24 protein-coding genes, 2 tRNA genes and 1 pseudogene are annotated in these 26,510 nt (G+C 45.9%); 17 read left to right on the top strand and 10 right to left on the bottom strand.

The features are described from left to right. Positions 1 to 111 precede the first annotated feature (111 nt). The 3 genes from lpdA (at position 112) to sucD (ending at position 3,711) form a co-directional block, all read left to right on the top strand. Positions 112 to 1,551 (top strand): dihydrolipoyl dehydrogenase, encoded by a 1,440-nt coding sequence (gene lpdA / locus ACOCLE_RS04145; RefSeq protein WP_419535629.1) that lies wholly within the window; start codon positions 112 to 114, stop codon positions 1,549 to 1,551. A gap of 121 nt (positions 1,552 to 1,672) precedes the next feature. After that, the gene (gene sucC, locus ACOCLE_RS04150; protein WP_419535630.1) at positions 1,673 to 2,839 is read left to right on the top strand and encodes an ADP-forming succinate--CoA ligase subunit beta; all 1,167 of its coding nucleotides are present in this window, start codon (positions 1,673 to 1,675) and stop codon (positions 2,837 to 2,839) included. Further along, complete coding sequence (gene sucD, locus ACOCLE_RS04155) at positions 2,839 to 3,711, top strand: succinate--CoA ligase subunit alpha (RefSeq protein WP_419535631.1); 873 nt, start codon at positions 2,839 to 2,841, stop codon at positions 3,709 to 3,711. Before sucC ends, sucD begins: the two co-directional genes overlap by 1 nt. An 86-nt stretch (positions 3,712 to 3,797) precedes the next feature. Here sucD and ACOCLE_RS04160 read toward each other — a convergent pair whose 3' ends face one another. Beyond that, the gene (locus tag ACOCLE_RS04160) at positions 3,798 to 5,552 is read right to left on the bottom strand and encodes a PPC domain-containing protein (protein WP_419535632.1); all 1,755 of its coding nucleotides are present in this window, start codon (positions 5,550 to 5,552) and stop codon (positions 3,798 to 3,800) included. Between the two features lie 401 nt (positions 5,553 to 5,953). Here ACOCLE_RS04160 and ACOCLE_RS04165 point away from each other — a divergent pair, with 401 nt between their 5' ends. Next, positions 5,954 to 6,829, top strand: coding sequence for a prenyltransferase (locus ACOCLE_RS04165; RefSeq protein ID WP_419535633.1), 876 nt, complete (start codon positions 5,954 to 5,956; stop codon positions 6,827 to 6,829). 75 nt (positions 6,830 to 6,904) lie between these two features. Here ACOCLE_RS04165 and gspD read toward each other — a convergent pair whose 3' ends face one another. Together gspD and ACOCLE_RS04175 are read right to left on the bottom strand one after the other, a co-directional pair. Beyond that, positions 6,905 to 8,848, bottom strand: coding sequence for a type II secretion system secretin GspD (gene gspD / locus ACOCLE_RS04170; RefSeq protein ID WP_419535634.1), 1,944 nt, complete (start codon positions 8,846 to 8,848; stop codon positions 6,905 to 6,907). Between the two features lie 173 nt (positions 8,849 to 9,021). Continuing rightward, positions 9,022 to 9,672 carry a type II secretion system protein N gene (locus ACOCLE_RS04175; protein ID WP_419535635.1) on the bottom strand — a complete coding sequence of 217 codons (651 nt, stop codon included), beginning with the start codon at positions 9,670 to 9,672 and terminating at the stop codon, positions 9,022 to 9,024. Positions 9,673 to 10,002: 330 nt separating this feature from the next. Here ACOCLE_RS04175 and gspE point away from each other — a divergent pair, with 330 nt between their 5' ends. The 11 genes from gspE (at position 10,003) to ACOCLE_RS04230 (ending at position 18,312) form a co-directional block, all read left to right on the top strand. Beyond that, the gene (gene gspE / locus ACOCLE_RS04180; protein ID WP_419537148.1) at positions 10,003 to 11,484 is read left to right on the top strand and encodes a type II secretion system ATPase GspE; all 1,482 of its coding nucleotides are present in this window, start codon (positions 10,003 to 10,005) and stop codon (positions 11,482 to 11,484) included. Between the two features lie 29 nt (positions 11,485 to 11,513). Continuing rightward, entirely contained in the window at positions 11,514 to 12,734 is a 1,221-nt protein-coding gene (gene gspF, locus ACOCLE_RS04185) for a type II secretion system inner membrane protein GspF (RefSeq protein WP_419535636.1), read from the top strand. Positions 12,735 to 12,837: 103 nt separating this feature from the next. Then, complete coding sequence (gene gspG, locus ACOCLE_RS04190; protein WP_419537149.1) at positions 12,838 to 13,299, top strand: type II secretion system major pseudopilin GspG; 462 nt, start codon at positions 12,838 to 12,840, stop codon at positions 13,297 to 13,299. Between the two features lie 41 nt (positions 13,300 to 13,340). Beyond that, positions 13,341 to 13,844 (top strand): prepilin-type N-terminal cleavage/methylation domain-containing protein, encoded by a 504-nt coding sequence (locus tag ACOCLE_RS04195; RefSeq protein WP_419535637.1) that lies wholly within the window; start codon positions 13,341 to 13,343, stop codon positions 13,842 to 13,844. Then, on the top strand, positions 13,841 to 14,272 hold the full coding sequence (gspI, locus tag ACOCLE_RS04200) for a type II secretion system minor pseudopilin GspI (protein ID WP_419535638.1): 432 nt from the start codon (positions 13,841 to 13,843) through the stop codon (positions 14,270 to 14,272). Before ACOCLE_RS04195 ends, gspI begins: the two co-directional genes overlap by 4 nt. Further along, entirely contained in the window at positions 14,272 to 15,006 is a 735-nt protein-coding gene (gspJ, locus tag ACOCLE_RS04205) for a type II secretion system minor pseudopilin GspJ (RefSeq protein ID WP_419535639.1), read from the top strand. The genes gspI and gspJ overlap by 1 nt, the downstream gene beginning before the upstream one ends. Continuing rightward, positions 14,996 to 16,087: a type II secretion system minor pseudopilin GspK gene (gene gspK, locus ACOCLE_RS04210; RefSeq protein ID WP_419535640.1), complete on the top strand. Its 1,092-nt coding sequence runs from the start codon at positions 14,996 to 14,998 to the stop codon at positions 16,085 to 16,087. Before gspJ ends, gspK begins: the two co-directional genes overlap by 11 nt. Positions 16,088 to 16,089: 2 nt before the next feature. Continuing rightward, positions 16,090 to 17,481, top strand: a complete 1,392-nt coding sequence (gene gspL, locus ACOCLE_RS04215) for a type II secretion system protein GspL (RefSeq protein WP_419535641.1) — start codon at positions 16,090 to 16,092, stop codon at positions 17,479 to 17,481. Between the two features lie 77 nt (positions 17,482 to 17,558). Next, the gene (gspM, locus tag ACOCLE_RS04220; RefSeq protein WP_419535642.1) at positions 17,559 to 18,005 is read left to right on the top strand and encodes a type II secretion system protein GspM; all 447 of its coding nucleotides are present in this window, start codon (positions 17,559 to 17,561) and stop codon (positions 18,003 to 18,005) included. A gap of 118 nt (positions 18,006 to 18,123) precedes the next feature. Further along, positions 18,124 to 18,199, top strand: a tRNA-Val gene (locus ACOCLE_RS04225). Between the two features lie 36 nt (positions 18,200 to 18,235). Then, positions 18,236 to 18,312: transfer RNA gene (locus tag ACOCLE_RS04230), tRNA-Asp, on the top strand. A gap of 499 nt (positions 18,313 to 18,811) precedes the next feature. Here the strand turns inward: ACOCLE_RS04230 and ACOCLE_RS04235 are convergent. The 7 genes and pseudogenes from ACOCLE_RS04235 to ACOCLE_RS04265 all read right to left on the bottom strand — a co-directional run. Beyond that, positions 18,812 to 20,155: pseudogene (locus ACOCLE_RS04235) on the bottom strand (IS1182 family transposase); the annotation flags it as partial. A gap of 104 nt (positions 20,156 to 20,259) precedes the next feature. Further along, entirely contained in the window at positions 20,260 to 20,829 is a 570-nt protein-coding gene (locus ACOCLE_RS04240; protein WP_066017869.1) for a hypothetical protein, read from the bottom strand. A gap of 149 nt (positions 20,830 to 20,978) precedes the next feature. Continuing rightward, positions 20,979 to 21,494 carry a DUF6398 domain-containing protein gene (locus tag ACOCLE_RS04245; protein WP_419535643.1) on the bottom strand — a complete coding sequence of 172 codons (516 nt, stop codon included), beginning with the start codon at positions 21,492 to 21,494 and terminating at the stop codon, positions 20,979 to 20,981. A gap of 146 nt (positions 21,495 to 21,640) precedes the next feature. Next, a complete protein-coding gene (locus ACOCLE_RS04250) occupies positions 21,641 to 22,093 on the bottom strand; it encodes a hypothetical protein (protein WP_419535644.1) in 453 nt (150 codons plus the stop codon). A 17-nt stretch (positions 22,094 to 22,110) separates the two neighbouring features. Next, complete coding sequence (locus tag ACOCLE_RS04255; protein WP_419535645.1) at positions 22,111 to 23,439, bottom strand: recombinase family protein; 1,329 nt, start codon at positions 23,437 to 23,439, stop codon at positions 22,111 to 22,113. After that, positions 23,426 to 23,887, bottom strand: coding sequence for a DUF2924 domain-containing protein (locus ACOCLE_RS04260; RefSeq protein ID WP_419535646.1), 462 nt, complete (start codon positions 23,885 to 23,887; stop codon positions 23,426 to 23,428). Before ACOCLE_RS04260 ends, ACOCLE_RS04255 begins: the two co-directional genes overlap by 14 nt. Beyond that, positions 23,880 to 24,071: a hypothetical protein gene (locus ACOCLE_RS04265; RefSeq protein ID WP_419535647.1), complete on the bottom strand. Its 192-nt coding sequence runs from the start codon at positions 24,069 to 24,071 to the stop codon at positions 23,880 to 23,882. The genes ACOCLE_RS04260 and ACOCLE_RS04265 overlap by 8 nt, the downstream gene beginning before the upstream one ends. Positions 24,072 to 24,283: 212 nt before the next feature. Between ACOCLE_RS04265 and ACOCLE_RS04270 the strand changes: the two genes are divergently transcribed. Together ACOCLE_RS04270 and ACOCLE_RS04275 are read left to right on the top strand one after the other, a co-directional pair. Further along, positions 24,284 to 25,438 (top strand): hypothetical protein, encoded by a 1,155-nt coding sequence (locus tag ACOCLE_RS04270; protein ID WP_419535648.1) that lies wholly within the window; start codon positions 24,284 to 24,286, stop codon positions 25,436 to 25,438. Beyond that, positions 25,431 to 26,405 carry a hypothetical protein gene (locus ACOCLE_RS04275; protein ID WP_419535649.1) on the top strand — a complete coding sequence of 325 codons (975 nt, stop codon included), beginning with the start codon at positions 25,431 to 25,433 and terminating at the stop codon, positions 26,403 to 26,405. Before ACOCLE_RS04270 ends, ACOCLE_RS04275 begins: the two co-directional genes overlap by 8 nt. Positions 26,406 to 26,510: the final 105 nt, after the last annotated feature.

Below are 26,510 nucleotides of genomic sequence, written 5' to 3' on the forward strand. Positions count from 1 at the left end.
CCAGACTGTATTATGGGGCAGCCTTATTTTTTGTTTCTATCAAGCAGTGCTGCCCATTACTCCTTGACCTGTTATACCTTGTTTTTAAACCGTTCGTTTTGGAAATAACTTATGGCAAATCAGTTCGACGTGGTAGTTATTGGCGCAGGCCCCGCTGGTTACGTCTGCGCTATTCGCGCAGCCCAGCTGGGGCTGAAAACTGCCTGTATCGAGAAGTGGTCCGATGATAAGGGCAAGGCCAAACTGGGCGGAACCTGCCTGAACGTTGGCTGTATCCCTTCAAAGGCGCTTCTGGATAGCTCCCACAAATATATCGAAGCCAAGGAAGATTTTGCCACGCACGGCATTATGCACAGTGGCGTAGACATCGATGTACCTGCAATGATTGCCCGTAAAGACAACATTGTAAACCAGCTGACGACTGGTGTTACCGGCCTGTTCAAGGCAAACGGTGTTACCTTGCTGGAAGGTGCCGGTAAGTTGCTGTCTGGAAAACGGATTGAACTTACCAAGGCTGACGGCTCTGTTGAAGTTGTTGATGCTGCGAATGTAGTTATTGCAACCGGCTCTCGACCTATCGAAATTCCACCAACACCATTAACTGAAGGCCTGATAGTTGACTCTACCGGTGCCCTTGAGTTTCAGGAAGTTCCCAAGCGTCTGGGGGTTATTGGTGCCGGTGTTATTGGTCTGGAACTGGGTTCTGTGTGGGGAAGACTGGGCTCTGAAGTGGTTGTCCTGGAAGCTCAGGATAAATTCCTGGCGCTGGCTGACCAGCAAATCGCTAAAGAATCCCAGAAGATCTTCAAGAAGCAGGGACTTGATATTCGTTTGGGGGCCCGTGTAACCGGCTCTGAGGTCAAAGGTAGCGAAGTTGAAGTTACCTATCAGGATGCCAATGGTGATGAGCAGAAGCTGACCTTTGATAAGTTGATTGTTGCTGTTGGTCGTCGCCCCTATACCGAAAACCTGCTGGCTACTGACTCAGGTGTAAACCTGGATGAGCGTGGTTTCATTTTCGTTGATGATCACTGTGCAACTGACGTTCCTGGCGTTTATGCCATAGGGGATGTGGTTCGAGGCCCGATGCTCGCTCATAAAGGCAGCGAAGAAGGCATTATGGTGGCCGAAATCATTGCTGGTCAGAAGGCACAGATGAACTATGATCTGATTCCTTCCGTTATTTATACTCACCCTGAAGTGGCATGGGTTGGTAAAACTGAAGAAGAAGTCAAGGCCAGTGGCGAAGAGTACAAAGTGGGTACCTTCCCGTTTGCAGCCAGTGGTCGTGCACTTGCTGCCAATGAAAATCATGGCATGGTCAAAGTAATCGCTGACAAGGCAACTGACCGTATTCTTGGTGTTCATGTTGTGGGTCCAAGTGCTGCTGAGCTGGTACAACAGGGTGTTATTGCAATGGAGTTCGCTGCCAGCAGTGAAGATCTTGCTCTGACCATTTTCTCACACCCAACCTTGAGTGAAGCGTTGCACGAAGCGGTTCTGGCTGTTGATGGCCACGCTATCCATATTGCCAATCGCAAGCGCCGCTAAACTTATCTTAAGGGGAGCAGTCAGGGTCGACCTGCTCCCTTCTCCATAGAAAATATCCAGGGATATGGATTGACGAGAAACTTAAAAACAACGCTCAAATAAAAAAGAGGGCCGCGTCAGAATGAATCTTCACGAATATCAGGGCAAACAACTCTTTGCCAAATATGGGCTGCCCGTGTCTCAGGGCATCGCTGCGGATACTCCAGAGCAGGCAGTTGCCGCTGCCGATGAAATCGGTGGACATCAGTGGGTTGTTAAGGCTCAGGTTCACGCCGGTGGTCGTGGTAAAGCTGGTGGTGTTAAATTGGTCACCAGCAAGGACGAAATCCGCGCGTTTGCAGAGCAGTGGCTGGGTAAAAATCTGGTAACTTATCAGACTGATGAAAATGGCCAGCCGGTTAGCAAGATACTGGTTGAAAGCTGCACTGATATTGATCAAGAGCTTTACCTTGGAGCCGTTGTTGATCGGGCAACCCGTCGCATTGTTTTCATGGCCTCCACTGAGGGTGGTGTTGAAATTGAGAAGGTGGCGGAAGAAACTCCCGAGAAAATTCTTAAAGCGACTGTTGATCCTTTGACCGGTGCCCAGCCTTATCAGGCGCGCGAACTGGCATTCAAATTGGGTCTGGAAGGAAAGCAGGTCAAGCAATTTACCCAGATCTTCCTTGGTTTGGCGAAACTCTTCCAGGAGTGCGACCTTGCTCTGCTTGAAATCAACCCACTGGTTATCACTAAAGAGGGTGACCTGCACTGCCTGGATGCGAAAATCAACATCGATAGCAATGCCCTGTACCGTCAGCCACAGTTGAAAGCCATGCATGACCCTTCTCAGGAAGATGCCCGTGAAGCCCATGCTGCAGAGTGGGAGCTGAACTACGTCGCATTGGATGGCAACATTGGCTGTATGGTCAATGGTGCAGGCCTTGCCATGGGTACCATGGATATCGTCAAGCTACATGGTGGTGCTCCTGCCAACTTCCTTGACGTGGGTGGTGGTGCAACCAAAGAGCGTGTTACCGAAGCATTCAAGATCATTCTTTCCGATGACAGTGTAAAGGCCGTTCTGGTAAATATTTTCGGTGGTATTGTCCGCTGTGACCTGATCGCTGAAGGTATTATCGGTGCTGTTAAGGAAGTTGGCGTTGAAGTACCTGTAGTGGTTCGTCTGGAAGGCAACAACGCTGAACTGGGTGCACAGACCCTTGCCAATAGTGGACTTGATATCATCGCGGCCAACAGTTTGACCGAGGCTGCTCAACAGGTAGTGAAGGCAGCGGGGAACCAGTAATGAGCGTTTTAATTAATAAAGACACTAAAGTTATCTGCCAGGGATTCACTGGCGCTCAGGGTACTTTTCACTCTGAACAGGCTATTGCTTATGGTACCCAGATGGTGGGTGGCGTAACACCTGGTAAAGGTGGCCAGACTCACCTAGGGCTGCCGGTATTCAATACGGTTGCAGAAGCGGTTGATCAGACGGGTGCAGAAGCTTCAGTTATCTACGTTCCAGCCCCTTTCTGTAAAGATTCCATTCTTGAAGCGGCTTATGCTGGCATCAAATTGATCGTCTGCATCACTGAAGGTATTCCTACACTGGATATGCTGGAATGCAAGGTTAAGTGTGATGATCTGGGTGTTCGTCTTATCGGTCCAAACTGCCCGGGTGTTATCACGCCAGGTGAGTGCAAGATCGGTATTATGCCTGGTCACATCCATCTTCCTGGCAAAGTGGGAATTGTTTCCCGTTCCGGTACATTGACCTATGAAGCGGTCAAACAGACGACCGATTATGGTTTTGGTCAGTCTACCTGTGTAGGTATTGGTGGTGACCCAATTCCCGGTTCCAACTTTATCGATATTCTGGAACTCTTCCAGAATGATGATAAGACCGAAGCCATCGTTATGATTGGTGAAATCGGTGGTTCTGCTGAAGAAGAAGCGGCTGCTTATATCAAGGAGCATGTAACTAAACCCGTCGTTTCCTACATTGCTGGTGTAACAGCGCCTCCAGGTAAGCGTATGGGCCATGCCGGTGCGATTATTGCCGGTGGTAAGGGGACTGCAGATGAGAAATTTGCGGCTCTTGAATCAGCAGGAGTTAAAACAGTTCGAAGCCTTGCTGATATTGGCGAAGCATTGAAAGAAATTACCGGCTGGTAATTAGGTGTCGTTGTCCTACTAAAAAAAACGGAAGATGCTTCATTTATCTTCCGTTTTTTTATTTTGAAAATAATGTAATAACTCCATTACTTCAGAATTTCTACCCTTACTTCGATCCAGGCATAGGCTGAATGCTGATTTCCCCCTTTCCTGACAGGTGTAATCCTAAATTTCCCCCAATGATCAGTGTATGATTGATTAAGTAAAAGAGCCCCGTCATCCAAATCGTTCGTAGAACCCGGGTTATATGATTTAGACCCTGGCGTCATATCAAGAAGATATGTTGTTGTCTTCCAAAACTCAGGGTCTGTTTCTGTTTCATGATACCCTTCAATATTGACAAGGATCCCATTCTTAGAATCATCTTCAAAGTTACGCCCTCTGGTTCTATATTCAAGCCAGTAAGTATATTTGTCATTTCCAGATTTTAGACGTAGACCAATGTTTCCCTGCCCTTTAACGCTATGATCAAACGAGTAGATTCTATAGGTGCCAGAGTGGGTTATTAACGGGACATCTCGATCTTTATCCAGCCAGTTCTTATAAAAACTTTTGTATATCAAATTGTATTCTTCAAGACTATGCGCTCCACCGCCCATCATAGAGCTACGGCTACCATACTCGATTAAGAAATTTCGGCGTTCTTCTCTACTCATATGGCCAGGGTTGCGAGAATCTATAGCTGTATAGGAGTTGGTTTCAATACCATTTGCATGACGAAGACCCATGGCATGCCCCATCTCATGAGCTATTACTCCAGGTCCTTTATGTCCATCAAAAATTCTCATGACTTTATTACCGCCGGTAGAGTTCCATCCTAAGCCAGGGCCTAGAAATGGTCTCACGAATAGTACGAGTTTGTTTCCTCCGGGAGGCCAGCTTTCACCAGAGTTTTTAACGATATCTTTGTTATGCTCAACCCATTCATGAAACCCAAGATTTCGGCTGTCTTCATAAAGGTAGGTTTCTTGCTTCATTTCCCAAGTGACATTGAATCGACCATAGGACTGGCGATGGTAATACTCTTTCACTTGCCTGAGATCGTCCTCCAAGTTGGGCCAGTCCAGCTGGGAATTCGAAAAATGCACTGGGTAGACAAGTATATGAGCCGACTCGAAAGGATAGCCATTAGTGCGATGATCTGTATTTTCGCCGCCGTTATTCCCACCGCCGTTATTCCCACCGCCGTTATTCCCACCATCATTATTCCCACTGCCGGTATTATTACCATCGGGTAGATCTGGACGATTTATGGTTTCTGCTATGTGGTCTAAGTTGAGAGCAATGCGTTCAAAAAATTGTGCTATTGGGTGAGCTATTTCATAAAGAGCTTCAGCAATTGCAAAGAAAATAGAACTGAGCAATTTTAGAACTGCATATAAACCCGATACTCCCGGATTGTCTTGATTAAATATTTCACGGCACGTTTGCCGATCGAAGTCAACAACAAGTGAGGCGTTTGCATAGCTTCCTTTTACAGTAATATAAACCCAGCCACTTTTAGGATTATTGATGATGATGCATTGAGAGTTACCACCTCGAGCAGAAATATAATCCGAGCCATCAAGTAAGGGCCATGATTCTTGTCTAGCGTAAATTCTTAGATTTCCGTTACCATTATTGGTGGTGATCGCTATGTTCTTGGCATTAGAGTTATAGATGCTCAGGTAATGAGGGTCTTGTCCAGGTAAACAGATGGAGTCTCCGTTAGTTAGGTCATTGCCTGAGTATGAGGGTTCTTGAGAGCAGATATCAGGAAGGTTGTCTGCATGTGTTGATTCAATACCAATACCTATTAATAAAAGGCATAGAAATCTAATCAGAGCAGGAAGATTTTTCATTCATGATTCCTTTTTATTTTAATTTATGCCTTATTTTTATGTTTTATCTGTTGGGTGGTTTTTTTTAATTTTATATTATTTTTTTGTTGATTTTATTTTGTGTTGAGTTTTATTTCTATTTCAGTTGGAGATTTGTTTAATGAATTTAATTTTGTCTAGATAGATAAATTTCTACTTATAAAGACGCCGTCTAGTCAATTTTTTGGCTGGTTTAAAGGTGTATCGATGTGCATTAATTTATGCGGTGCTTGTTGGATATGTTATATTTCCCTTTTTATTTGTTAGCATCTGGACAAGCGTATACATGGATGGCATTTATGTCTGTAGAAACGGTTTTTTGCTATAGCCATCCACATCAATTTTAAATATTCTTCCCCCCATTTATGTTTAGGAACCTGCCAGTGGATACACTTGATTTGAATCCAGACAAGTATCGACTTGTCAGAGCCCTCAGACCCTTCTCTTACTCGGTTGCTCTGGTGACCTGTGGTTTAGGTGTGGTTCTGGCCTACCAACAAGGCAATGGCAATGAGCTTAGGGCATTATTGGTGATTCTTGCAGGGGTGTTGCTTCAAGCTGCTTCTAACTTAGCCAATGATCATGCGGATATCGCGCTTTGGAAACAACAGCCGGGAGAGCTTGCAAAACAGGTTATCCAGCAAATTAAATTGAACTTTATGCTAGCCGGGATTTTTACTTTTTCAGCTTGTTTGATGGGGGTATGGCTTGTTAAAGAGGTTGGCTGGCCATTACTAATGCTTGGAATCATTGGTGTGGCTGGAGGGTACTTCTATACAGGCGAACCTGTGAATTACAAGCAGAGAGGGTGGGGGGTTCCTGCGGTATTTTTGTTCACAGGGGTGTTAATGGTCAGCGTAGCCTATTATGCGGTTGGAGGTGTTTGGGATAGCATAATCGCCTGGATCTCTGTACCTGTAAGCCTACTTGCATCAGCACTTATACTTTCAAATGAAATTCGAGACTACCTCGATGATACTAGCCATAATATTCGTACCTTGACTGTTCGTATTGGGCTTATTAAAGCGAAATCGCTTTATGCCTTATTACTATTAAGTGTTTTTCCACTAAGCTTTTTGTTGTATTGGCTTGGTGAACTCAGTAACCCTTTTTATATACTGATTGCCTTGCCTTTAACTATCCAGCCTCTAAAGCTATTAGGAAATCGTGCGGATGATGCAGAAATGGTTCGACTTCCGCATCTTACAGGCCGTTTCTTCATGGTCTTTGGGCTATGCTTTATATTCTCTGTTCTTTGACAATCTTAGAGAAAGCGTATTCTCTGACGTGGTATAAGAAAAATAGCCCCAAATCTCACATAGGGGCTTTAAAACTCACTTATTTCTTAAATCATAAGTCTCGGTCTCGAAGAGTTCCTCAGGTTTATCTGGAATATGGATCGATTTTCCTCGGCTGCCATTGCCAATAAGCTTAAGTTTTGTGAAGCGGTCCTGGGTTGCTTTTACCAGTGTTTCCGAGTTGCGCATAATGGTTGGTCTTATAAACAGCATAAGATTTTTCTTCTCGTCTCCATCTTGCTTGTAGCGGAAAAGGTTACCCAGCAGAGGAATATCGCCCAGTAGAGGCACTTTTTTTCTGCTTTTAGACTTTATGTCCTCAATTAATCCACCAATCACTACCGTTTGCCCATCATCAACCAGAACTGCAGTTTTAAGGCTGCGAGTATTAAAAAGCAGGTCATCGCTATCCGAGCCAAGTAGCTGCTTGGTAGTACCAACATCCAATGATGAAACTTCCTGCTCCAGTGTTAGCCTCAAACTGTTTCCTTCATTGATATGAGGTGTGATTTTGAGTTTTAACCCAACATCTTTACGCTCGGTGGTAGTGAAGGGGTTGTTACTGTTGCCACTGGATGAAGTCTGGTAGGAACCTGTTTTTATAGGAATGTTTTTGCCAATAATTAGCTCCGCTTCCTCATTGTCCAGGGTCAACATACTGGGTGTGGACAAAATATTGTTATTAGATTTAGAACTCAAAGCGCTTACTAAAACACCGAAATTATCCGCACGAAGGGCTAGTGAACCCAGGGCTATGCCAGCATTATCAAGAATATGACCAGTTATACTGCTCTTTACGCTGCTACCACTATCAGAGCTGGCCGCTGTACTACGAATGGTTTTGGTTCCATCAATTCCCCACTGAATACCCAGCGCATCATTAATACCACCAGATACTTCAACAATAACGGCTTCCAATAGAACCTGTGCTCTTGGCACATCAAGCTGCCTGACGATTTTCTCCATCTCCTGAAGGGTTTCGGGATCGGCAATCATAACCAGGGCATTTTGGGTTTCATCAGCCTTAACGAAAGCAGAAGTTGTTGCTGACCTGCTTTTTGCACCGGATTTTGTGGTGGATGAGGATGACTTGTTCTGAGATGATTGGTTCGATGACGGTGCGGAAGGAGTTGACCCTGAGGCAGCAGGTGATGTTGAGGATGCTTTCTTTCCTTGGCTGTCCTGAATGATTCCAGATGCTTCCGAGAGAATTTCAGCGATATTTTTGGCATCAGCAAAGCTCAGGAACATGACTTTGGTTGTCGATTTTCTGATGCCTTCCTTGTCTAAAGTATCCGCCAGCTTTCTGACTCGAGCACGCTTGCTCGCATTTCCCTTAACGACCAACCGATTGCTTCTCTCATCAGCGATCACCTGCAACCCGCTGGGGAGTTGTCCTTTACCCGTAACCAATGTGTCGGAAATAATTTTTGATACGTCACCGACCCAGGCGTGTTTCAACTGAATGACTTCATAATCATTATTTCCGGTATCATCCAGCTCTTTTACCAGCTTGGTAATACGCTCAACGTTATCTGCGAGATCACTGACAATCACTGCGTTACTGGATGCTGAGGCCGCTGCATGGCCATATTGAGCAATTAATGGTCGAATGATGGGAATAACTTCAACTGCGGAAACACTGTGCAGTTCAATGACCTTTGTTGTCATAACACCGTCGATCGGCTTTAGGGTTTTTCCTGGGCTGCTGGTTTTGGCAGTGGTGGTCGGGACAACATTGATAATGCGTCCATCGGCCTTGGGGATCACCGTATAGCCATTAGCGGACAGAACTTCTAAGAATACGTCGTAAACTTCGTCACGAGTCAGGGGTTTGCTTGAAATAACGGTGACTGTGTTACCGCCTTTGATACGGGGGTCAATTACAAATGTTTCCCCAGTAATTTTGGCAACCTGAAATATGAACTCTCGAATATCTGCATTTTGTTGGTTCAGGGTCCAGAGCTTGTCGCTGGGCAACTGAACGGGCTGAGGGTTAGCAGGTTGTATGCCTGTTCTGGCGCCATTGGCGAACGACTGCCCGGTTAGCAGTAATAGCAGAAGAGGGACTATTCTCATTAATCTCCAAGAAGGAGTTTGTGCTGTGGAGTTCATTTTGTGACCATTAATTCAGCGGTTTGTCTTTTTTGTAATTACAGTTCCTGACTGGCTTCCTGCAATTTTTCCCTTAATTCCTGCATTCGTTGCTCAAGGGACATATCATCCGGGTAGTCATGATTCCCGGGACGCTGTTCCATTGGCTCAGGCTGTTCTTCGGCGATGGGCTTGAATCCCTGAAAAGCTCTGGAATCTTTGGCCGTTTCCGGGAAGTATAGTTTTTCAAGCTGGCTACCACGTTTGATAACGATGTGATCTGAAAAAACCTGATTCAGGATAGCGCCTCCAGGAAGTGTGTCACCAACTTCATAGAGCTTGTCCTGATTGGATGTTTGAATTATTGCACTTGCGTACTCTTTACTTTCAATTCCGGAAAGAGCACCCCGTAGTATTAGATTCATTTTAGTAATAGGAATATCTTTATTGTTTTGAGTTATTTCCTTCCGGTCATTAAAACCAAAAAGAAGTTTGAAACTGTCTTGGTGGATCGTTGATGCTTTTTTTGAAACCATAGTTTCATCAAAATCATTAGACGATGATCCATCGCTTCTGTTAATTACTTGATAGAAGTTGAATGCCTGGAATCCAATACTTAGCAGCATGGTAAGTAAAACAATCAGAACGATGAGCGATCGATTGTTTTTATGCCCCCATTGCATAAATGTGGTAGCAACCACTGATGTCATAGTGATCTCTGTCTGTGATTAACAATCTTGATAAATAGGCTATTCTTTAGTCTAAATAAAAGCATAAGAGTCTTGTTTTTTAAAGAAAATAGTTTTTTTATAAAAAACTTTACATATTTTATGAAATTAATTTTAAAAATAGTGGTTTTTTCTGTTTGTAAAATAGGAATAATGCTCCAGACTGTCTCTGGTCTATCAGATGAGCAGCCAATAAAATGATTTTAGTATTTGTTGGTATGTCAGGGAATAAATAACTAGAAATGACAAGTAATTCTCTTTCTATTTAAGGAGTTAGTATTGGCTACATTGATAACCGCTGACAATAGTGCAATGGATGATGCCAGCTCATTACCAAGACTGCCATTTTCCTTTGCCAAAAGGCATGGTGTCGTTCTTATTGATAATAATGGTGCTGCTACTCTTTATTTTCATCATACGCCATCCGCAGACTTATTGGCTGAAATAAACCGTTTTTCAGGTGAGTTTCCTGCTTATTGCAAAGTCAGTGTCGAAAAACTGTCAGAAGTTCTTGCCCAATGTTATCACAATGATAGTTCTGAGGCGTTGCAGGATGCAGCCGGAATCAGTGACCATCTTGATCTGACCAGCCTGGCAGATGCAGTTCCGGTTACAGAGGATTTGTTAGAACAAAGTGATGATGCCCCAGTAATCCGCCTTATTAATGCCTTGTTGACAGAGGCAATTAAAGAGGGTGCTTCAGACGTTCATATTGAAACATTTGAATCAACGCTGGTCGTCCGGATAAGAATAGACGGTGTTTTAAGAGAAATACTGTCGTTGCAGAGGACTATTGCTTCTTTATTAGTATCTCGTATTAAAGTCATGGCTCGACTGGATATTGCAGAGAAACGAATCCCCCAAGATGGGCGTATTTCTCTGCGAGTTGCCGGCAAAGAGGTTGATGTCCGGGTTTCTACATTACCTTCCAGTAATGGTGAACGGGTTGTTTTGAGGATTCTGGATAAGGCAGCAGGCCGCCTTGAGCTTAAACATCTGGGGATGACTGATCAGAATCGATCACTTATCGAAGGCCTGCTTAAGAAGCCATATGGCATTATTCTGGTAACTGGACCAACGGGTTCCGGTAAAACAACTTCCCTTTATGCCAGCCTGACCCTGTTAAATGATAAGACACGCAATATTCTTACGGTAGAGGATCCGATCGAATACCACTTGGAAGGAATTGGGCAGACCCAGGTAAACACCAAAGTGGACATGACGTTTGCCCGAGGGCTGCGGGCAATCCTTCGTCAGGATCCTGATGTGGTTATGGTTGGTGAGATCCGTGATCGTGAGACAGCTGAAATAGCTGTGCAGGCGAGCTTGACCGGACACCTGGTGCTTTCAACACTTCACACTAACACAGCAGTTGGAGCTCTAACCCGTCTACAGGATATGGGCATTGAGCCTTTTCTGATGTCTTCCAGTTTGCTTGGAGTGATAGCACAGCGTCTGGTTCGAGTACTGTGTACCCAATGTAAAACACCTTATGCACCTGATGATGCAGAGTGTCAGGAGTTAGGTATAAGCTCGCCAGAAGGCGTAACGCTTTATCATGCGGAGGGGTGTAAGGCCTGTAATTTCAGTGGTTATCGTGGGCGTACTGGCATTTATGAGGTTATTGTTGTTGATGAGGAGGTCAGGCGTATGATCCATGCTCTCAAAGGAGAGCAGGATATTACGGATTACGTTCGAGAATACAGTCCCGGTATTCGCACAGATGGAAATCGAAAAGTACTAGAGGGGGTAACCACTCTTGAAGAAGTACTTAGGGTTACCCAGAAAGACTGAATGGCGCCGGAGGCCTATAACCAGCAGCTATGGCAGCATTTGAATATATAGCCCTTGATCATCAGGGTAGGCAACACAAAGGGACACTGGAAGCTGATAGTGGGCGTCAGGTTCGTCAGATGTTGCGGGATAAACAGTGGACACCCTTATCCGTTAATACCCTTGCTGATCGGAAACAGCAGGGACTTGTAAGCGGGAGTTCTTTTCTTCGTAGAGGTATTTCAGCTATTGAGCTGGCTACGGTAACCCGACAGCTAGCCACATTAATTCAAGCGGCTATGCCAATAGAAGAAGCTCTCAATGGGGTGGCTGCTCAGCAGGAAAAGCGGAGGATAAAAAACATACTGCTGGCTGTGCGCTCTAGAGTTCTCGAAGGTTACACTCTTGCTAAAAGCCTGGAAGCTTTTCCGGAAGTGTTTCCACAAATGTATCGCGCAACTGTCGCTGCAGGGGAGCATGCGGGCTATCTTGATCGTGTTCTAAACCGTCTGGCTGACTACACTGAAGCAAGAATGCGCTCAGGGCAGAAAATACAGCAGGCTCTTGTTTACCCCATCATATTAATGGTGGCGTCATTGGGAATTGTCAGTTTTCTCCTCGGTTTTGTGGTTCCAGATGTGGTGAAGGTGTTTCTAGACTCTGGTCAGGAGTTGCCATTAATAACCGCATTGCTGATAACGGCCAGTGATGGGTTTCAAGAATGGTGGCCTTTTATATTTGGTGGAATTGCTATCTCCATCTTCATTGTGAGGCAGCTTCTACAAAAAGAATCTGTACGTCTTTCCTGGCATAAAACAATGCTTAAACTCCCTTTTGTTGGAAGATTTGTTCGTACAGCTAATGCAGCCCGTTTTGCCAGTACACTGAGTATCCTTACACGTAGTGGGGTTTCTCTAGTTGAAGCACTTATGATTGCTGCGCAGGTAGTTAATAACGATGCTATCAAGATGGCTGTTCAGGATGTGGCCAGAAGAGTGAGTGAAGGAACCAGCTTAAACAAGGCGCTAACAGAAACCGGCTATTTTCCACCATTGATGCTTCATATGATCGCCAGTGGTGAAGCTACTGGCGAATTAGATCAGATGTTGGAAAGAACCGCACAGAATCAGCAGATGGAGTTAGAAGGGCGTATAACGGTAATGCTTGGGCTCTTTGAGCCATTGATGCTGGTATTGATGGGTGGGGTTGTGATGATGATTGTTCTGGCAATATTGCTGCCAATTCTCAATATGAACCAGTTATTGGCTTGATTTGTTACTGTTTATCAGTGGGATGCAGACCCTGCTGAATAAAACTGAATGATTTAAATAGTATCAAATTTTGCACTTTAGATTAAAAACTGAGGCTTACAGCATGATAAAAAAACGGCTTTTGAAAAAAGACAATTGCCCCTGTAGGAAGCAGGCAGGCTTCACATTGATTGAGATTATGGTTGTGGTCGTTATTTTAGGGATACTGGCCGCCATGGTTGTACCGAAGATACTATCTAGACCTGATCAGGCAAAGGTTACGGTGGCTCGTTCGGATATTGAAACCATTTCGCAGGCGCTTGAGTTATTCAGGCTTGATAATGGCTTTTACCCGAGCCTTGACCAAGGGCTTGAAGCACTGACTCAGAAGCCATCTTCTCCACCTGAACCCAGAAATTGGAATCCAGAAGGGTATTTGAAGAAAATTCCAGTGGATCCATGGGGAAACCCTTACATGTACTTGCAGCCCGGCAACCATGGTAAATACGACCTTTACTCGCTTGGAGCAGACGGCCGCGAGGGAGGAGAAGGGTTGGATGCCGATATTGGCAACTGGGATAAATAGCCTTGGGTGGCTCTTTATAGAAAGTTAAGCAGGGAATTATAATGGTATCACTCCAACAGCGAGGATTTACCCTGATCGAAATGCTGGTGGTGGTGGTCATCATTGGCGTTTTGTTAGGTATTACCCTGCTTAGCCCAATTACTGGGAGCCTTCATAAGGTGGTACAGGGGGAGGCGTCCCGGCTTCAAGTGCTTTTTAATCAGGTTCGTGACAAAGCGGCAATAGAAAATGTTTACTATGGGTTTTCAATTGATCATGAAGGCTATTATCGCTGGTGGGTTTTACCCGCCAATAGTCGGGAATGGGTAATTCTGGATGAATCTCCTTATCAGCCTTATTTGATGCCTGAATCACTCAGTTTGAGTTTGAACTCTCTGGAAACTTCAAGGCCTTTTGAGTTTGATGAAGAGTCTCCATCAGTGGTTTTTCATTCGGACTATCAGGTAACACCGTTCAGACTTCACATTATCCCAGTAGAAAATAGAAAACAATCACTCTATCTGATAACGGACGGGCTGTCAGATATTGAAAGAGTCCGGGAATGATGCGTCGGGAGCTAATGAAAAATACGTTTCTTTCAATCTATGGAGATTCAGCTCTGCAGAAAGGCTTTACTTTGTTAGAAGTTATGGTTGCGTTGGCCGTATTTGCACTGGCTGCCTCCATGCTAATCCTCTCTGATGGTAACAGTATCCGGCAAACCCGGTATCAACAGGAAAAGATACTGGCTTCTCAGGTAGCTGATCATTACCTCAATGTTCTCCATGCTGAAGGGGGCTGGAGTGGAGCAGCGGTTCGTCCTCGAATTGAGAGTTATGCTGGCTACCAGTGGTTCGTTCGTGAAACTTTCCTGTCGGTTACTCCTGACTTTCGTAGGGTGCAGGTTGAGGTATTTATTGGGGAATCCGAACCGGAGAAGGGAGCTGCCCCCCTCGCCAGGTTGACTACATGGTTGAGGAGGCCTAAACAGTAATGCGAGCTAAGAGCATTTCTTGTCTTAAGGGCTTCACACTACTTGAGTTAATGGTTGCTATTGTTCTTTTTAGCATGATCAGCGCTGCAGCCTATAAACTATTCATGTCGGTCACACGTGCGCAGGAAGTGACTCAATCAGTTCTGGATGAGCTTGATAAATTGCAGAGGGCTGAGGTTATTTTAGAAAAGGATATTTTTCAAATGGTTCGAAGGCCAATAAGGGATGAGTCAGGTCGGCCTGTTGCAGCACTCAAATTACCTGGTAGTGGAGGAAGCTCAATTGAGTTTACCCGCTCAGGTTGGCATAACCCTCTGCAAACTCCGCGGAGTACCCTTCAACGAGTATCTTACTCAGTGGAGGGAGATGAACTAGTGCGTTATTACTGGCTAATACTGGATAGAGCTCCTGGTGTTACCCGTATTCGGCAAACAGTTATGTCCAATGTGAAAAGTTTAAAGTTCAGATTTCTCGATGAAAATAAAAGATGGGTGAGCATGTGGCCTCCCCTGCAGAAATTTCAACCAAATACACCAGAAGATAATCTGTCGTTACTGCCGGGTGCTGTAGAAATGACGATCGTTCATGAAAAAATGGGGCCGATGATAACAATAGTACCATTGATCACATACAAGCCAGGCCAGCCCGATAAGAATAGTGAAAAGTCAGCGCATGATAATAATCACATGGGTAGTACTGGACATCGATCTGTAGAGGATAGCAATGGCTACTAGACCTTCAAATCGATCACTTGCCCGCTCTATGCTTAGGCTACCTGCGAGTAAAATACTCGGTAATCAGTGCCATCAGTCCGGTGTTGCTTTAATTTATGTGTTGGTGATTTTTTTATTGATTACGACGGTAGCTTCTCAAATAGTGATGAACCTTTGGTTGCATACGGAGAAGAATTCGAGGTATCTGGAAAGGGTTCAGGCAAAACATTATGCCCTGGGGGCAGAGCAATACATCACACTGCTTCTGGAAAAAGATTTTGAGCAGGATCAAAAGAATAACCGGATGGTGGATCATGAAAATGAGATATGGCACGTTAAAACCACTGATTATGATGTTGAACAAGGGGATATAGAAATACGTGTTGAGGATGAGCAGGGGCGTTTTAATTTAAACTGGCTTGTTAATGAAAATACGCAGCCTGGCAAGCAATCATCTGGAAATAGTGACTCTTCCAGTGTTCAAATGTTCAAGAATTTTTTGTCGGCCCAATCACTGGATCCTCAATTGGCCTATAAATTAAAGCGCTGGGTGAGTAAAGTGCAAGGTAGTGCCTCTCAAGGAGAAGAGGATCAGGTATACCTGTCATTGAGCCCACCAAGAAGAACGGGACAAACTGAAATGGCATCCGTTTCAGAATTGATGCTGATTGATGGATTTAATCACGATGAAATTGAAAAACTGTTGCCATATATTACGGTTCTTCCTAGGTCATCAAAAATGAACATGAATACAGCCCTGCCAGAGGTTATTAGTACGTTGAACAATAATATAACCGAAGGGGATGCATTGATGATTATTAATGGTCGAGGTGATACCGGGTTATCAACTATTGAAGAATTGAACCAGCTCGTTGCGGTATCTGGAAAGGCGGGGGTGTTTCAAAATGAACTTGTAGCGTTTGGTAGCCAGTATTTCAGTGTGCAGATCAAGGCAACATATCGGGATACCAGTTTTTATTTGAGAACACTCTTATATCGGAGCAGTGAGGGTCATGTGCAGGTTGTTGGGAGAGAAATTGGGCCGAGTCAATATTGGACGCCTGCTATTGAAGCGTATTCAACAGGGAGTCCTGAGGTTTAATAATGAAAAAAGTGTTATTGATTCGAATTCCTCCTCTGGTAAGTTCTGTTGCGCCAGATACGATTGTTCAATGGGCTAAGTACAGTTCAGCGGGCTCATTAATTGGAGAGCTCCACCTGACGGCGGTAGAGCAGCTGAGAGAGGCCTGGTTGGCAGATGAGCCTGATGGTTTGGAAGAAGAGCGAATGCCGGATGACATTGTTCTCCTTCTTGGCGGAGCGTTATGCTTTTATAAACGCCTGACCATTAATTCTGGCCAGAAAAAGCACTTGGGAACAGCATTACCTTATCTGGTTGAAGAGCATCTTGCTCAAGATATCGAAACCATGCATATAGTGAATGGCTATCCTGATAAAGATTCGCTGGTTTCGGTTGCCGCTATTCCGCACTCAACCTTACAGACAATTTTATCGCTATTTGAGGAGCATCAACTAACCCTCTCGCGGATAATGGCTGAAATGCAGTTCCTGACAACCGCTGCGGAGTTCCCTTCGTTGTTAATGGATAATGATGCTGTAATGATGGCGTCACCGGGGCGTGAAGGGATTACCTTGAATTATGAAGCTCTCCCGATCGTATTTACTGATCAGTCAGATCAGAGCAAGCATGATTTGCCAGATACTTTGGAAGAAATGGTTTCAGAAACTAAAGACGACCATCCGGCAAAGGTCCGGTTAATGTATTCTGACAATGCCTTTGCTGTAGCGACTTCCAGTATTGATGAGGTTTCAGGCTTGCTATCGGAGCGCGGCTGGTTGGTTGATAAGGCTCCCCTGAAGGGAGCAGTGTTCGAATTTTTCGCAGAGCACTATTTTTCTTTCAGGTTAAGTAACCAATTACTTGATTTCCGGCAAGGCGCTTATCAGTGCCCTAGGCGGATGGGGCGCTTCATTCGTCGGTGGTGGCCTTTGGCGGCTGCTGCTGGGTGCTGGTTTATTCTGGAGCTGGGGATGTCAATCACTGAGGGGGTCATATATCAGCAGCAGTCAGAGTCCCTCTGGGAGGATTCCATAAAAAGTTATCTGTCTGTTTTTCCCAGTGACCGGCAGGCCAGACAGGCCCAGTCCAGGCAGCAGTTGTCTTTTAATGTTAAGCAGGTTATGGAGAACCGCTTTCGGAGTTTGGAAACTCAATCTTCAGAAACTCCATTTCTGCCTATGCTCCAGGCGCTTTCAAGTGTGTCAGGCTTAATGGGGGAGAAAGCGAAGCTTGAACCTAAAAGCTTGGACTTTAACGACAGCACCGGCCAACTGGTTTACGAGTTTGAGGCAGGTGAACTGGAAACGGTTAACCAATTCCTGGAGCAGCTTAATGCATCTGGTTTTCAAGGTAAATTGGATAATGCCAACCAAGGTAAGTCGGGTGTGATAGCAAGAATCACTATCAGGAGATGATTGGGGGAAGCATGCAAAAATTGAAGAATCTTCTGATGAACAATCCTCTTTGGCAGCAATGTCAATCATGGTATGAAATGCGTCCACCGAGGGACCGTAAAGCACTCCAGCTTCTCTCGGTCGCACTCTTGGTAGGACTGACTTATTTTTCTATCTGGGAGCCGGTAACCCAATGGTCAGATGCTCAGAGAGAGGAATTTCTCTATCAGGAGGAAATAAATACCTGGCTTCATAGCAATTTATCAAAGGCCCGTACTCTTCAGAAGTCTCAAAAGGTGACTTCAGATCGTCGGGAACTCTCATCTATTGCTGCCAGTGTTGCACAGCAGGCAGATATTACGCTGGGTAGGGTTCAGCCTGATCGAAAAGGGCTATCGGTCTGGATTGAAGATGCGGCATACCAGAAGTTGCTGAAGTGGCTTTTTCTTCTTCAAAATAAGCATGGTGTCTCAGTCCAGCAGATTCGCATTGATCAGTTGAAAGATGAAGGGAGGGTTAAGAGTTATATTCACCTGGGGGGCTAAATACTTCGCATAGTCAGCCATGCTTTGATGTTTTTGGTTTGAGTATTTTTCTTCGCAAATGTGATAGAAAAGGATTGACAGTATTTCTCTATTCGTTATTATACCGGCCACGAACTCAGGGTGATTAGCTCAGCTGGGAGAGCATCTGCCTTACAAGCAGAGGGTCGGCGGTTCGATCCCGTCATCACCCACCAAGTTGTCATTAGCCTCTGAGGTTGGTGAAAAACAGCGGACCGGTAGTTCAGTTGGTTAGAATGCCGGCCTGTCACGCCGGAGGTCGCGGGTTCGAGTCCCGTCCGGTCCGCCATACACCTTAACCCTTACGATAGCTGTCGTAAGGGTTTTGTCGTTTATAGGCCCTGTAAACAAAGGGTTAAACGTATGATGCTGTGGTTTGTGGCCTTCCGTTTTTAAAGCTAATTTTCCCCGTTTTTCTGACTTTTCTCTCTCCTCTCTGAAAAGCTGTGGTTTTTACCCTTGCGAGAACCACAGCGTTTAACTGTTTGATTATATTGTGTTTTCGCTGTGGTTTGGGGTGTTGCAATTTTTTGAGTTCGCAGCCATTCCGGCGGTAGGGGCTCGGGACTGGATTCGAATTATTCTCTAGGAGTCTGTCGGACTTTGGGGGCTAACTAAGAGAAACAGGGCTTAAATTCTGAAATTTTCCGAATCTGGCTTCAACAGAAACTTTTTTTGATTTTTGCCCTCTTGACCCAATTCCAGATGTGAATCAAAAACACCCTGTTAATGGCTAAAAAAACCATAGAAATAGAGATTTTCTGAGCGTCTTTCAGCATTAGGCTAAACATTTTCTTCAGGTTAAAGGCCATACACAGAAGTGTCCATTCTGCAGACACTGCTTCAAGACCGCGAACTAGAAATTGACGGTAGCCCATCACCTCTTTCTGTATCCCAAAGGTGGGCTCAATTGTACTTTTCCTCAAGGCATATATCGCCCTTCCTTCCCGCGTCTGCAAACGCCAGCGCATTAAATCCAGAGCCGTCACATCATCGCCTTCCGGCATCGGTTCATCAGCCTTGAAACGCTCCAGTAAGGGCTTGTTATGGGCATCCCGCTTTTCAGCAATGTAGGGAATGGCACCGAAGTCATGCACTGCAGTTACTGACGAATTGCTGAAATATCCGGTGTCAGCAAGTAACGCTTCCGGTTTGCCGATCCATTCTGATCGAGCAGCCAGTACTTCAAGAGCAGGCGCTATCTGTTGTTTGTCATTCGTCGCCTGAGTAACATGATTTTCAACAATAAGACCACTCTCTGTATCCACTGCTGCCTGTACGTTATACGCCTGCACATAACCGTTGCTGGTCGGCATGATCCGCGACTCCGAATCAGTCAGGTTAACCTGGTCTTTGTCTCCGGGACCGGGCGTTGGGGCTTTGGGCTCTCTCCCTCGTGGCTTTTTACCCGTTTCCCTGATGGCATCACGACGGTCGACTTTTTCCTTATGTTCTGCAAGTTCCTGCTGATAGCGCTCTTCGGCTCGTCGTTCAATTTCAGCCTTGGCATCGGCAATAACCTTGAGTCGATCTTCCCTGCGTTTCAGTTCTTCAGGAATGGATAATTCATCAGGCAGCTGTTCGGTATTGACCTTATCCGCCATTTTTTGAAGCGCTTCTACTTCTGCCTTTAGTTGTTCTTCAAGCTTGCATGCGTGCTTATAACTGAGTGCCTTATGTTTGCTGGCATTGGCTTTCATTTTGGTGCCATCAAGACTGATAGAACCCATCTTCAACCAGTTGGCTTCGCGGGCAATCAGTAATATCTGAACAAACAGAGAACTGATTTCTTTACGGAACCGTTTACGAAAGGTATTGATGCAATCATGATCCGGATGTTCGTTAGCGCAGATGTACCGAAAGGCGATGGAGTCATAAGTTGCCTTCTCAAGCTTGCGGCTGGAAAAGACGCCTGTCACATACCCATAAAACAACAAGGACAGCATAAGGGATGGGTGCCAGGCTTTCGAACCTACGCCTTTATAAGCCTGAGTAAAAGCTGAGAGATCCAGCTGTTCGACAATCTCAACAACAAAGCGGGCAAGATGCACTTCTGGCAGATAGTCCTGAACACTGGCAGGGAATAAGTCAGGAGTATTTCGGTCAATAGGCCTGAAAATCCAATTTTTCATTGATGGGGTATCTGCCAGAAAAAGTTATGTTGGGATTGTACTCAAAATTTATGCAAAGTCCGACAGACTCCTAGGGGGACATTCCTTGTCGAATGGCGTGAGGGTTACTCGTTATGCTCAATAACATCATCAGTAAAATCAGTGCGCCAGAACTTATAGCCCTGGACAGTTGCCTGGGCAGCAGCTCCCCATATAGCTGATTGATAAATACGCACCCCATCCACATCATATGAGGCATTGGCTGCTGCCTGCCCACCTTCATCTTTGTGGCGGGCACTGGCCTCTGCCCTGGCACCAGCATCCCAGCCATCATCTACGAAGCGCTTCATAGCAGCATTGGTCTGGAAGACATAGAGAAAGGCAACCTTTTTAAAGCCAATTCCTACGCCTGCTCCAAGGGACGCGAAACGGTAATAATCGACCTTGCTACCTGTATGAAAGGTACAGATTCCACCGCCGGTAGAAGCAGCAAACAGATAGCTGTCACTACCGGTACATACCAGATAGCCTTTTCCTCTGGCTACGGCAGATCTGGCAGCAGGATGGTCGGTATATATTTCTGTCAATGCCTCCGAGGTGGCTTTACGGGCATTGGCTTTCTTTGCGTCGGGGGTAGAGCCTGTAGCACAGGCAGTGAGAGTGAGTATTGCTATCAGAATGGTAAAGGACTTCATGGGGTACTCCATCCATAAAGAAGGGAATGTGCTGAATCTACTTTGACACTGAGAAACTGTCTAATAACCATTTTTATAATGGATACGACGATGATTGATTTATCGATAGATGATACTCAGTATCATGTTGTATCCACAGGGAGGTTTATTTAAGCGGTTTCCTTGTCTGCTGGGATAAAAGGAATAAGGCCTTTTTCATAAGCCACAACTTGCAAATCTCTCGGAGCGCGTCTTGCATCTACGATCATGCCATTAACCTCAAGCATCCAGGTCATCGGGTTCGTTGCTACTTTACTTGGAATGGTCCACTCTGGTGCCATTTGAAACATATCCAAGAGGTCACGAACTATTTTGGATTTCCCTTGGCCAGTACTTTGACCAACGCCAAAGTTTTTGTATAAGTCCGCAGCGCTTATATATGGATCCTCGCTTTTATCAGCGAGGAAGTTTACAAAACCAATAGCATGTGTAATGCCACATGCCCAAGCTAGGGGCTTGCCTTTTTTAAGCGGTGAGTTCTTTTTGAGACATAATGCAGCGGTTGCTTTCCTTATGACCTCCGCATATTCATCGTTGAGAAACTTTTCAGAAAAATCATCTGTTATCTGTGTGATTTCATCAAACTTCTCTCTCATATCGCTTGGGACTTTTTCGCTCTTAGCCATGATGCACCCTGTTGGCATACAAAAGAGGAAGTCTGGGTTAAAAAGAGTATACAGGCAAACCCGACCCTCAAAAGTATTGATGTCACAAAAGTTAGACTGAAACGCAGTTCTGTTTTTTTTGCTTTACACACGTTTCAGCTGCTAATTCATTCGTCATTTGATGACCTCTCTGGTGCTACCACTGCCAGTTTTCTGAAATGGTCTCGCTGTTCTGTCCAGAGCATGGGGAAAGGCTTCATACAATCCTTCAGCGTAAGCACCCATGTTCCAGTATTGCAGAGAATCGCTTCCTGAATATCCGGTGCCAGACAGGTCAGGCGGATCAACTTGGCTACCCGACTTTTGTCCGTCTTTTCTTTCCTGGCTACGGCCTCAAGGGTTTTATACTTCCCATCTTCCAGCCACTTGATCCAGCGGTGTCCTTGGATTAAAGCTCGCTGCAGAGCCTCCATCTCATCATGGCCAACCATACCATCCGGTGTCTTGATCGTACTCTTACCACCCCGGCGTATAATCTTGATGGGGATGGTTACCTTAATCAGGTTTTCCTCTTCCAGAAATTCAACGGTCTCTTCTCCGACTTTTTTGACAATAGCCATGGGGCTCTCCTTGCAGTTTATGGTTGTAGTTCAATGGCGACGGCATTCATGCCGTCAGGCCGGAAGTAAACGGTGACTTGCTCTGCAGCCAGTTCAATGCGTTTGATTAACAGTTCTGTCAGGCGTCGTTTTTCCGGAGCGAACAGCTCATCCCATACCGAAGCCAGATCACCCAGTGCGGCCCGAATGGTGTGTTCATCGAGATTGCCATCCTGTTCACTGGCCTGTTGCCACACCTTGAACAGCAACTCAGGGCTGGCCAGGCGTTTCCGTATTTCCTCCAGCACCATAAGTTCCAACGTGCGGGCCGACAAGGGCGGTAGTGGACTGTTTCTGGCTCCCTGTTTCTGACTGGTGCCGGTCACGTAATAACGGAACAGCTGGCCGTTTTTGCGGGTACTGCTGGTGGTCATGGCTAAACCATCCGGTCCTACCAACATGCTCTTGAGAAATGAAGGATTGTTCCGGTGCCTGGAAGACTTGGAGCGCAGCTGGGCATGAACATCAAAAGTACCATGAGCCTTTGCCCATAAGTCCATGGGGATAATCGGTTCATGCTCACCGGGGTACCATTCTCCCTTGTTGCCAATCTCCCCGATGTAGATCCGGTTGCGCAGAATGCGGTGCACGGTATTCTTGGCAAACAGGCTGTCGCCTCTCACCGTCCCGTCGTGTAATGGGATTGCCTTGGTTCGATAGCCTTTCTTGTTGATGGCTTCACAGGTCTGGATAATGGAGCGGGTTTTCACAAAGGTTTTGAAAATCAGGTTAACCAGGCCTGCTTCCACCGGGTTTACAGTAAGTTTGCGCTCAACGACGTCATAGCCCAGTGGTGGATTACCACCCATCCACATGCCTTTCTTTTTCGAGAGAAGAAATTTGTCTCTTATTCTCTCGCTGGTGACCTCCCGTTCGAACTGGGCAAAAGAGAGCAGGATATTAAGAGTAAGTCTTCCCATACTGCTGGTGGTGTTGAATTGCTGGGTAACTGAAACAAACGACACATTATGCTTGTCGAACAGGTCCACCAGCTGAGCGAAGTCAGCCAGAGAGCGGCTGAGGCGATCCACCTTGTAAACCACCACAATGTCAATCAGGCCAGACTGAACATCCCTCAATAATCGCTGCAGGGCAGGGCGTTCCACATTCCCACCAGAGAAACCACCATCATCGTAGTCATCAGGTATCAGTACCCAGCCTTCATGCTTCTGGGAGTGAATGTACGCTTCCGATGCATCCCGTTGGGCATGGAGCGAATTAAACTCCTGCTCCAGTCCTTCCTCCGTCGATTTTCGGGTATAGATTGCACATCGCTTCTTCACCAACGTTTCCTTACGCTTGGCCATGTACACCTCCTTTTGACTTGGATTTCAGCCCAAAGAACATCGGTCCCGACCAGCTAGTGCCGGTGATCATATTGGCAATGCGGGTCAGGCTTTTATAGATCTCCCCCCGGTACTCAAAACCCTGCGGTGTCACGATGACTTCGTGGGTTTCCCCGTTGTACTCCTTGGTGATAACGGTCCCCAATGGAGGCTTCACTAAGCGGCTATTTGCCGACTTGGGTTTGTGCTCACTTTTCTTGCTGGCCAGTTTCAGCCGGTCAGAGCTCTTCTCACTCAGGCCTCCCAATGCCAGCTCCTGAATCCGATTGGACAATCGTTGTCGCAGAATCCTTAAATCCAATTCAGGAGCCTCTTTGCCGTAGAGCTCTTTCCACAATTTACGGAGCTCCTCCGTCTTCATGGATTGCAGTGCCACCACTCTGGCGGCAAGGGTTTTATCGTCATTCATAAGCTACCTCAGTCTTCTTCTCAGGGGTGTTCACAGTCATGCATGAGGTAGCGGAGTTATCCAGTCGGTCAGGGTCTTTATTTTGTGTTCTCTGCCGTTTACGGAGGATGGCTGAAGCGATCAGTGCTGCAATTTCATCCCGTGGGCTGAGGCCCCAATCCTTGAGTGATAATGGTTCGTCCATGGCTGTTTGCCTGATGATTATTCGTCGGAGTGTTCTCTAAAGTGTTGCGTTTGATAACCCTTAAAGCCATACCGGAGTAACCCGCTCTGTCTGGCTATTTCCAAAGGATTGACAGTCCTGACAATCGGGTACAAGATTATGCTGTATAAAAAAACAGTATCAGTAAGAGGTTAGGATGTAGGGATATAACACGTTACGTATTGGAGGATTGGATGCCCCACGTAAAACGAGTTTTGAAATACGTTAAGGACGATTATTGTCGTGAGTTACTCAAACGGACCGGAATCACTGAAGCTACTCAGATCATTGCCCGGGAACCAACCATTAGCACACGGATCGTTCTCGATGGTATGGATAAACGAGAGCAGCAGCCTTATCACGAGCAGCTGAAACGCATTGATCGAATGTCTGATGAGGTTGGCCAGGAGTTACTGTCTCGGTTGGTCAGAAACCAAGCCACCTATCGGGCGCATAATAATCCCTATAATCAGGCCGCATGGGTACTTCTGCACGAACAGGCAACGTTTGAGCAGGCAGAGAGTGAACGTTTTGCTGATGAAGCACGACTAAGCGCCAAGTGGGATCACTTCAGACTGCTGGCCAGTGTCGATCAGGTACCAGACCTTGATGGGTTGAGAGAATACCTTGTTCAGCACTTTGGTGGTGAAGACATCGTGCTGGTGGAACTGTTTGAACGAGAGCGCCCTTGCATCGACGGCACCACGGAAACCCTGCAACAGGTCATGGTTTACCGAGAGGGTGTACCCAGCCTGCTTAAAGAAGTATCCAAAGAAAAGAGAGCTCTGCGGGAAACTATGGTGAAGCCTGCGCGAGAGTATGCTTTTCTCTGGAACCCGGAAAAGGGAGAGTTGGAAGTAGTGACCCGCAGAAAGCAGGAGCGGGAAGCTCTTGCTGCCTTGTTTGCCAGTAAGGGGCTTGGCGTTGAACAAGCGCCAGAGAAATTGCAACCTAGATCGTTAAATTTGAGCGCCTTGTTTTCAGAAACTCCATTAGCCTTCAATCGTCAGGAAGGAATTGAGAAGGTATCGGTGGCTCTGTTGCGGTTTAAATCCAATACCACCAATGCGACCTATGTGGTCCAGTCTCCACCCCGAAAGGCCCACGAGAAAGATGCCTATCAAGTTATGAGGGAAGATGGGGTGGATTGTTTTCTTGTTGGAGAACAATACTCCATAACTGAAGCTTCCATTGCTGTGAAGTTCCTACCAAAAAACGGACAGCGTCGCGGCAGGTGTATCACTATCAACTTGAAATCACCGTACTCTTCCAATCTCCAGGAGCTTACAGAGCAGGAGCGTTATCTTAGTTGGAACAAGCTCAGGGAGTGGGGCCTGACCAATGACTGAACCGCTGAAACTTCCTGAAAATAGGCGCTCCTTTTATTACCTGGCCAGGCTGTATGAATCCAATGACAACCGGGTACTGAGAGCCTGTTTAACCATCGACTGGCCCAATGAAGCTGCAGATATTATTACCTCGGGAGCTTTGACCCCAGGTGGTTTGACGTATGAAATTCCCATAGATACCGACGATGGTCCACAGTGGTTGGACGTAGTTGAGCGTGAATCTGGAGTATTCACTTGCTACTGTGCATCCGAAGGGTTTGTGGAAGTCAGTGAAGAACAACAGCGGCAGTACATTTACGATCAAGACTGGTTGATCAAGGTGCTAAAGTCACACCTCAACTTAACCGGAGAGCAAGTATCCCTCATCCCGGGTACGTTGGAGTGGCTGGGGAATTTACAAGTTGATGGACGGCCCTATCAAATCCTTCTGGCTAAGTATCTGACCAGCATGGATAGCTTTAAAACGATCTATCAGTTCTTGGAGAACTGGCATGGCAAAACCGCTGGTGTGGTACTCACCATCTCTGAAAGGCTTAATCACCTTTTGCCATTACCAGATGGGTATCCGGTCATGTCCATCATGTCACTATTGTCATCGCAAGAGCCCTGTAATTTGGATGCCAAGAAACTGAAAGAATTGTTGAAGGCGAGTTATAAACCGAGTAGTGGAACATTGGAAGTTCGATGGGAGTCTCATGGTAGCAATGGTCAATTTGAATCCGAAGGACTTGATCCCTGGGAGGTTCGAGGCGGTCAACGCTGTAAGGTTGCCAGTATGATTTATGATGCCTGGTTAGTGGGAAACCGGGGCGTGTCCACCGAAGAAATCAGAGAAGAAGGCATCAGCTATACCCATCCACGCAATTGTTTTAATGACAGCAACCGCTGGGAGGATTACATCAAGTACGACAGCAAAGTCTGGTCATTAAAAGCAACACCTCGTTCCAGACGTCACACTGTTACCTGACCAGTAAGACACATGAAATCATTTCCACCGGCTCAGGCCGGTTTTTTTTGCACTTTTTTTGAACATTTTACGCTGTCTACTCTCTGTCTACTGCCCATCTACTTC

This window comes from Endozoicomonas sp. (genome assembly GCF_965196975.1).
Lineage (GTDB): Bacteria > Pseudomonadota > Gammaproteobacteria > Pseudomonadales > Endozoicomonadaceae > Endozoicomonas.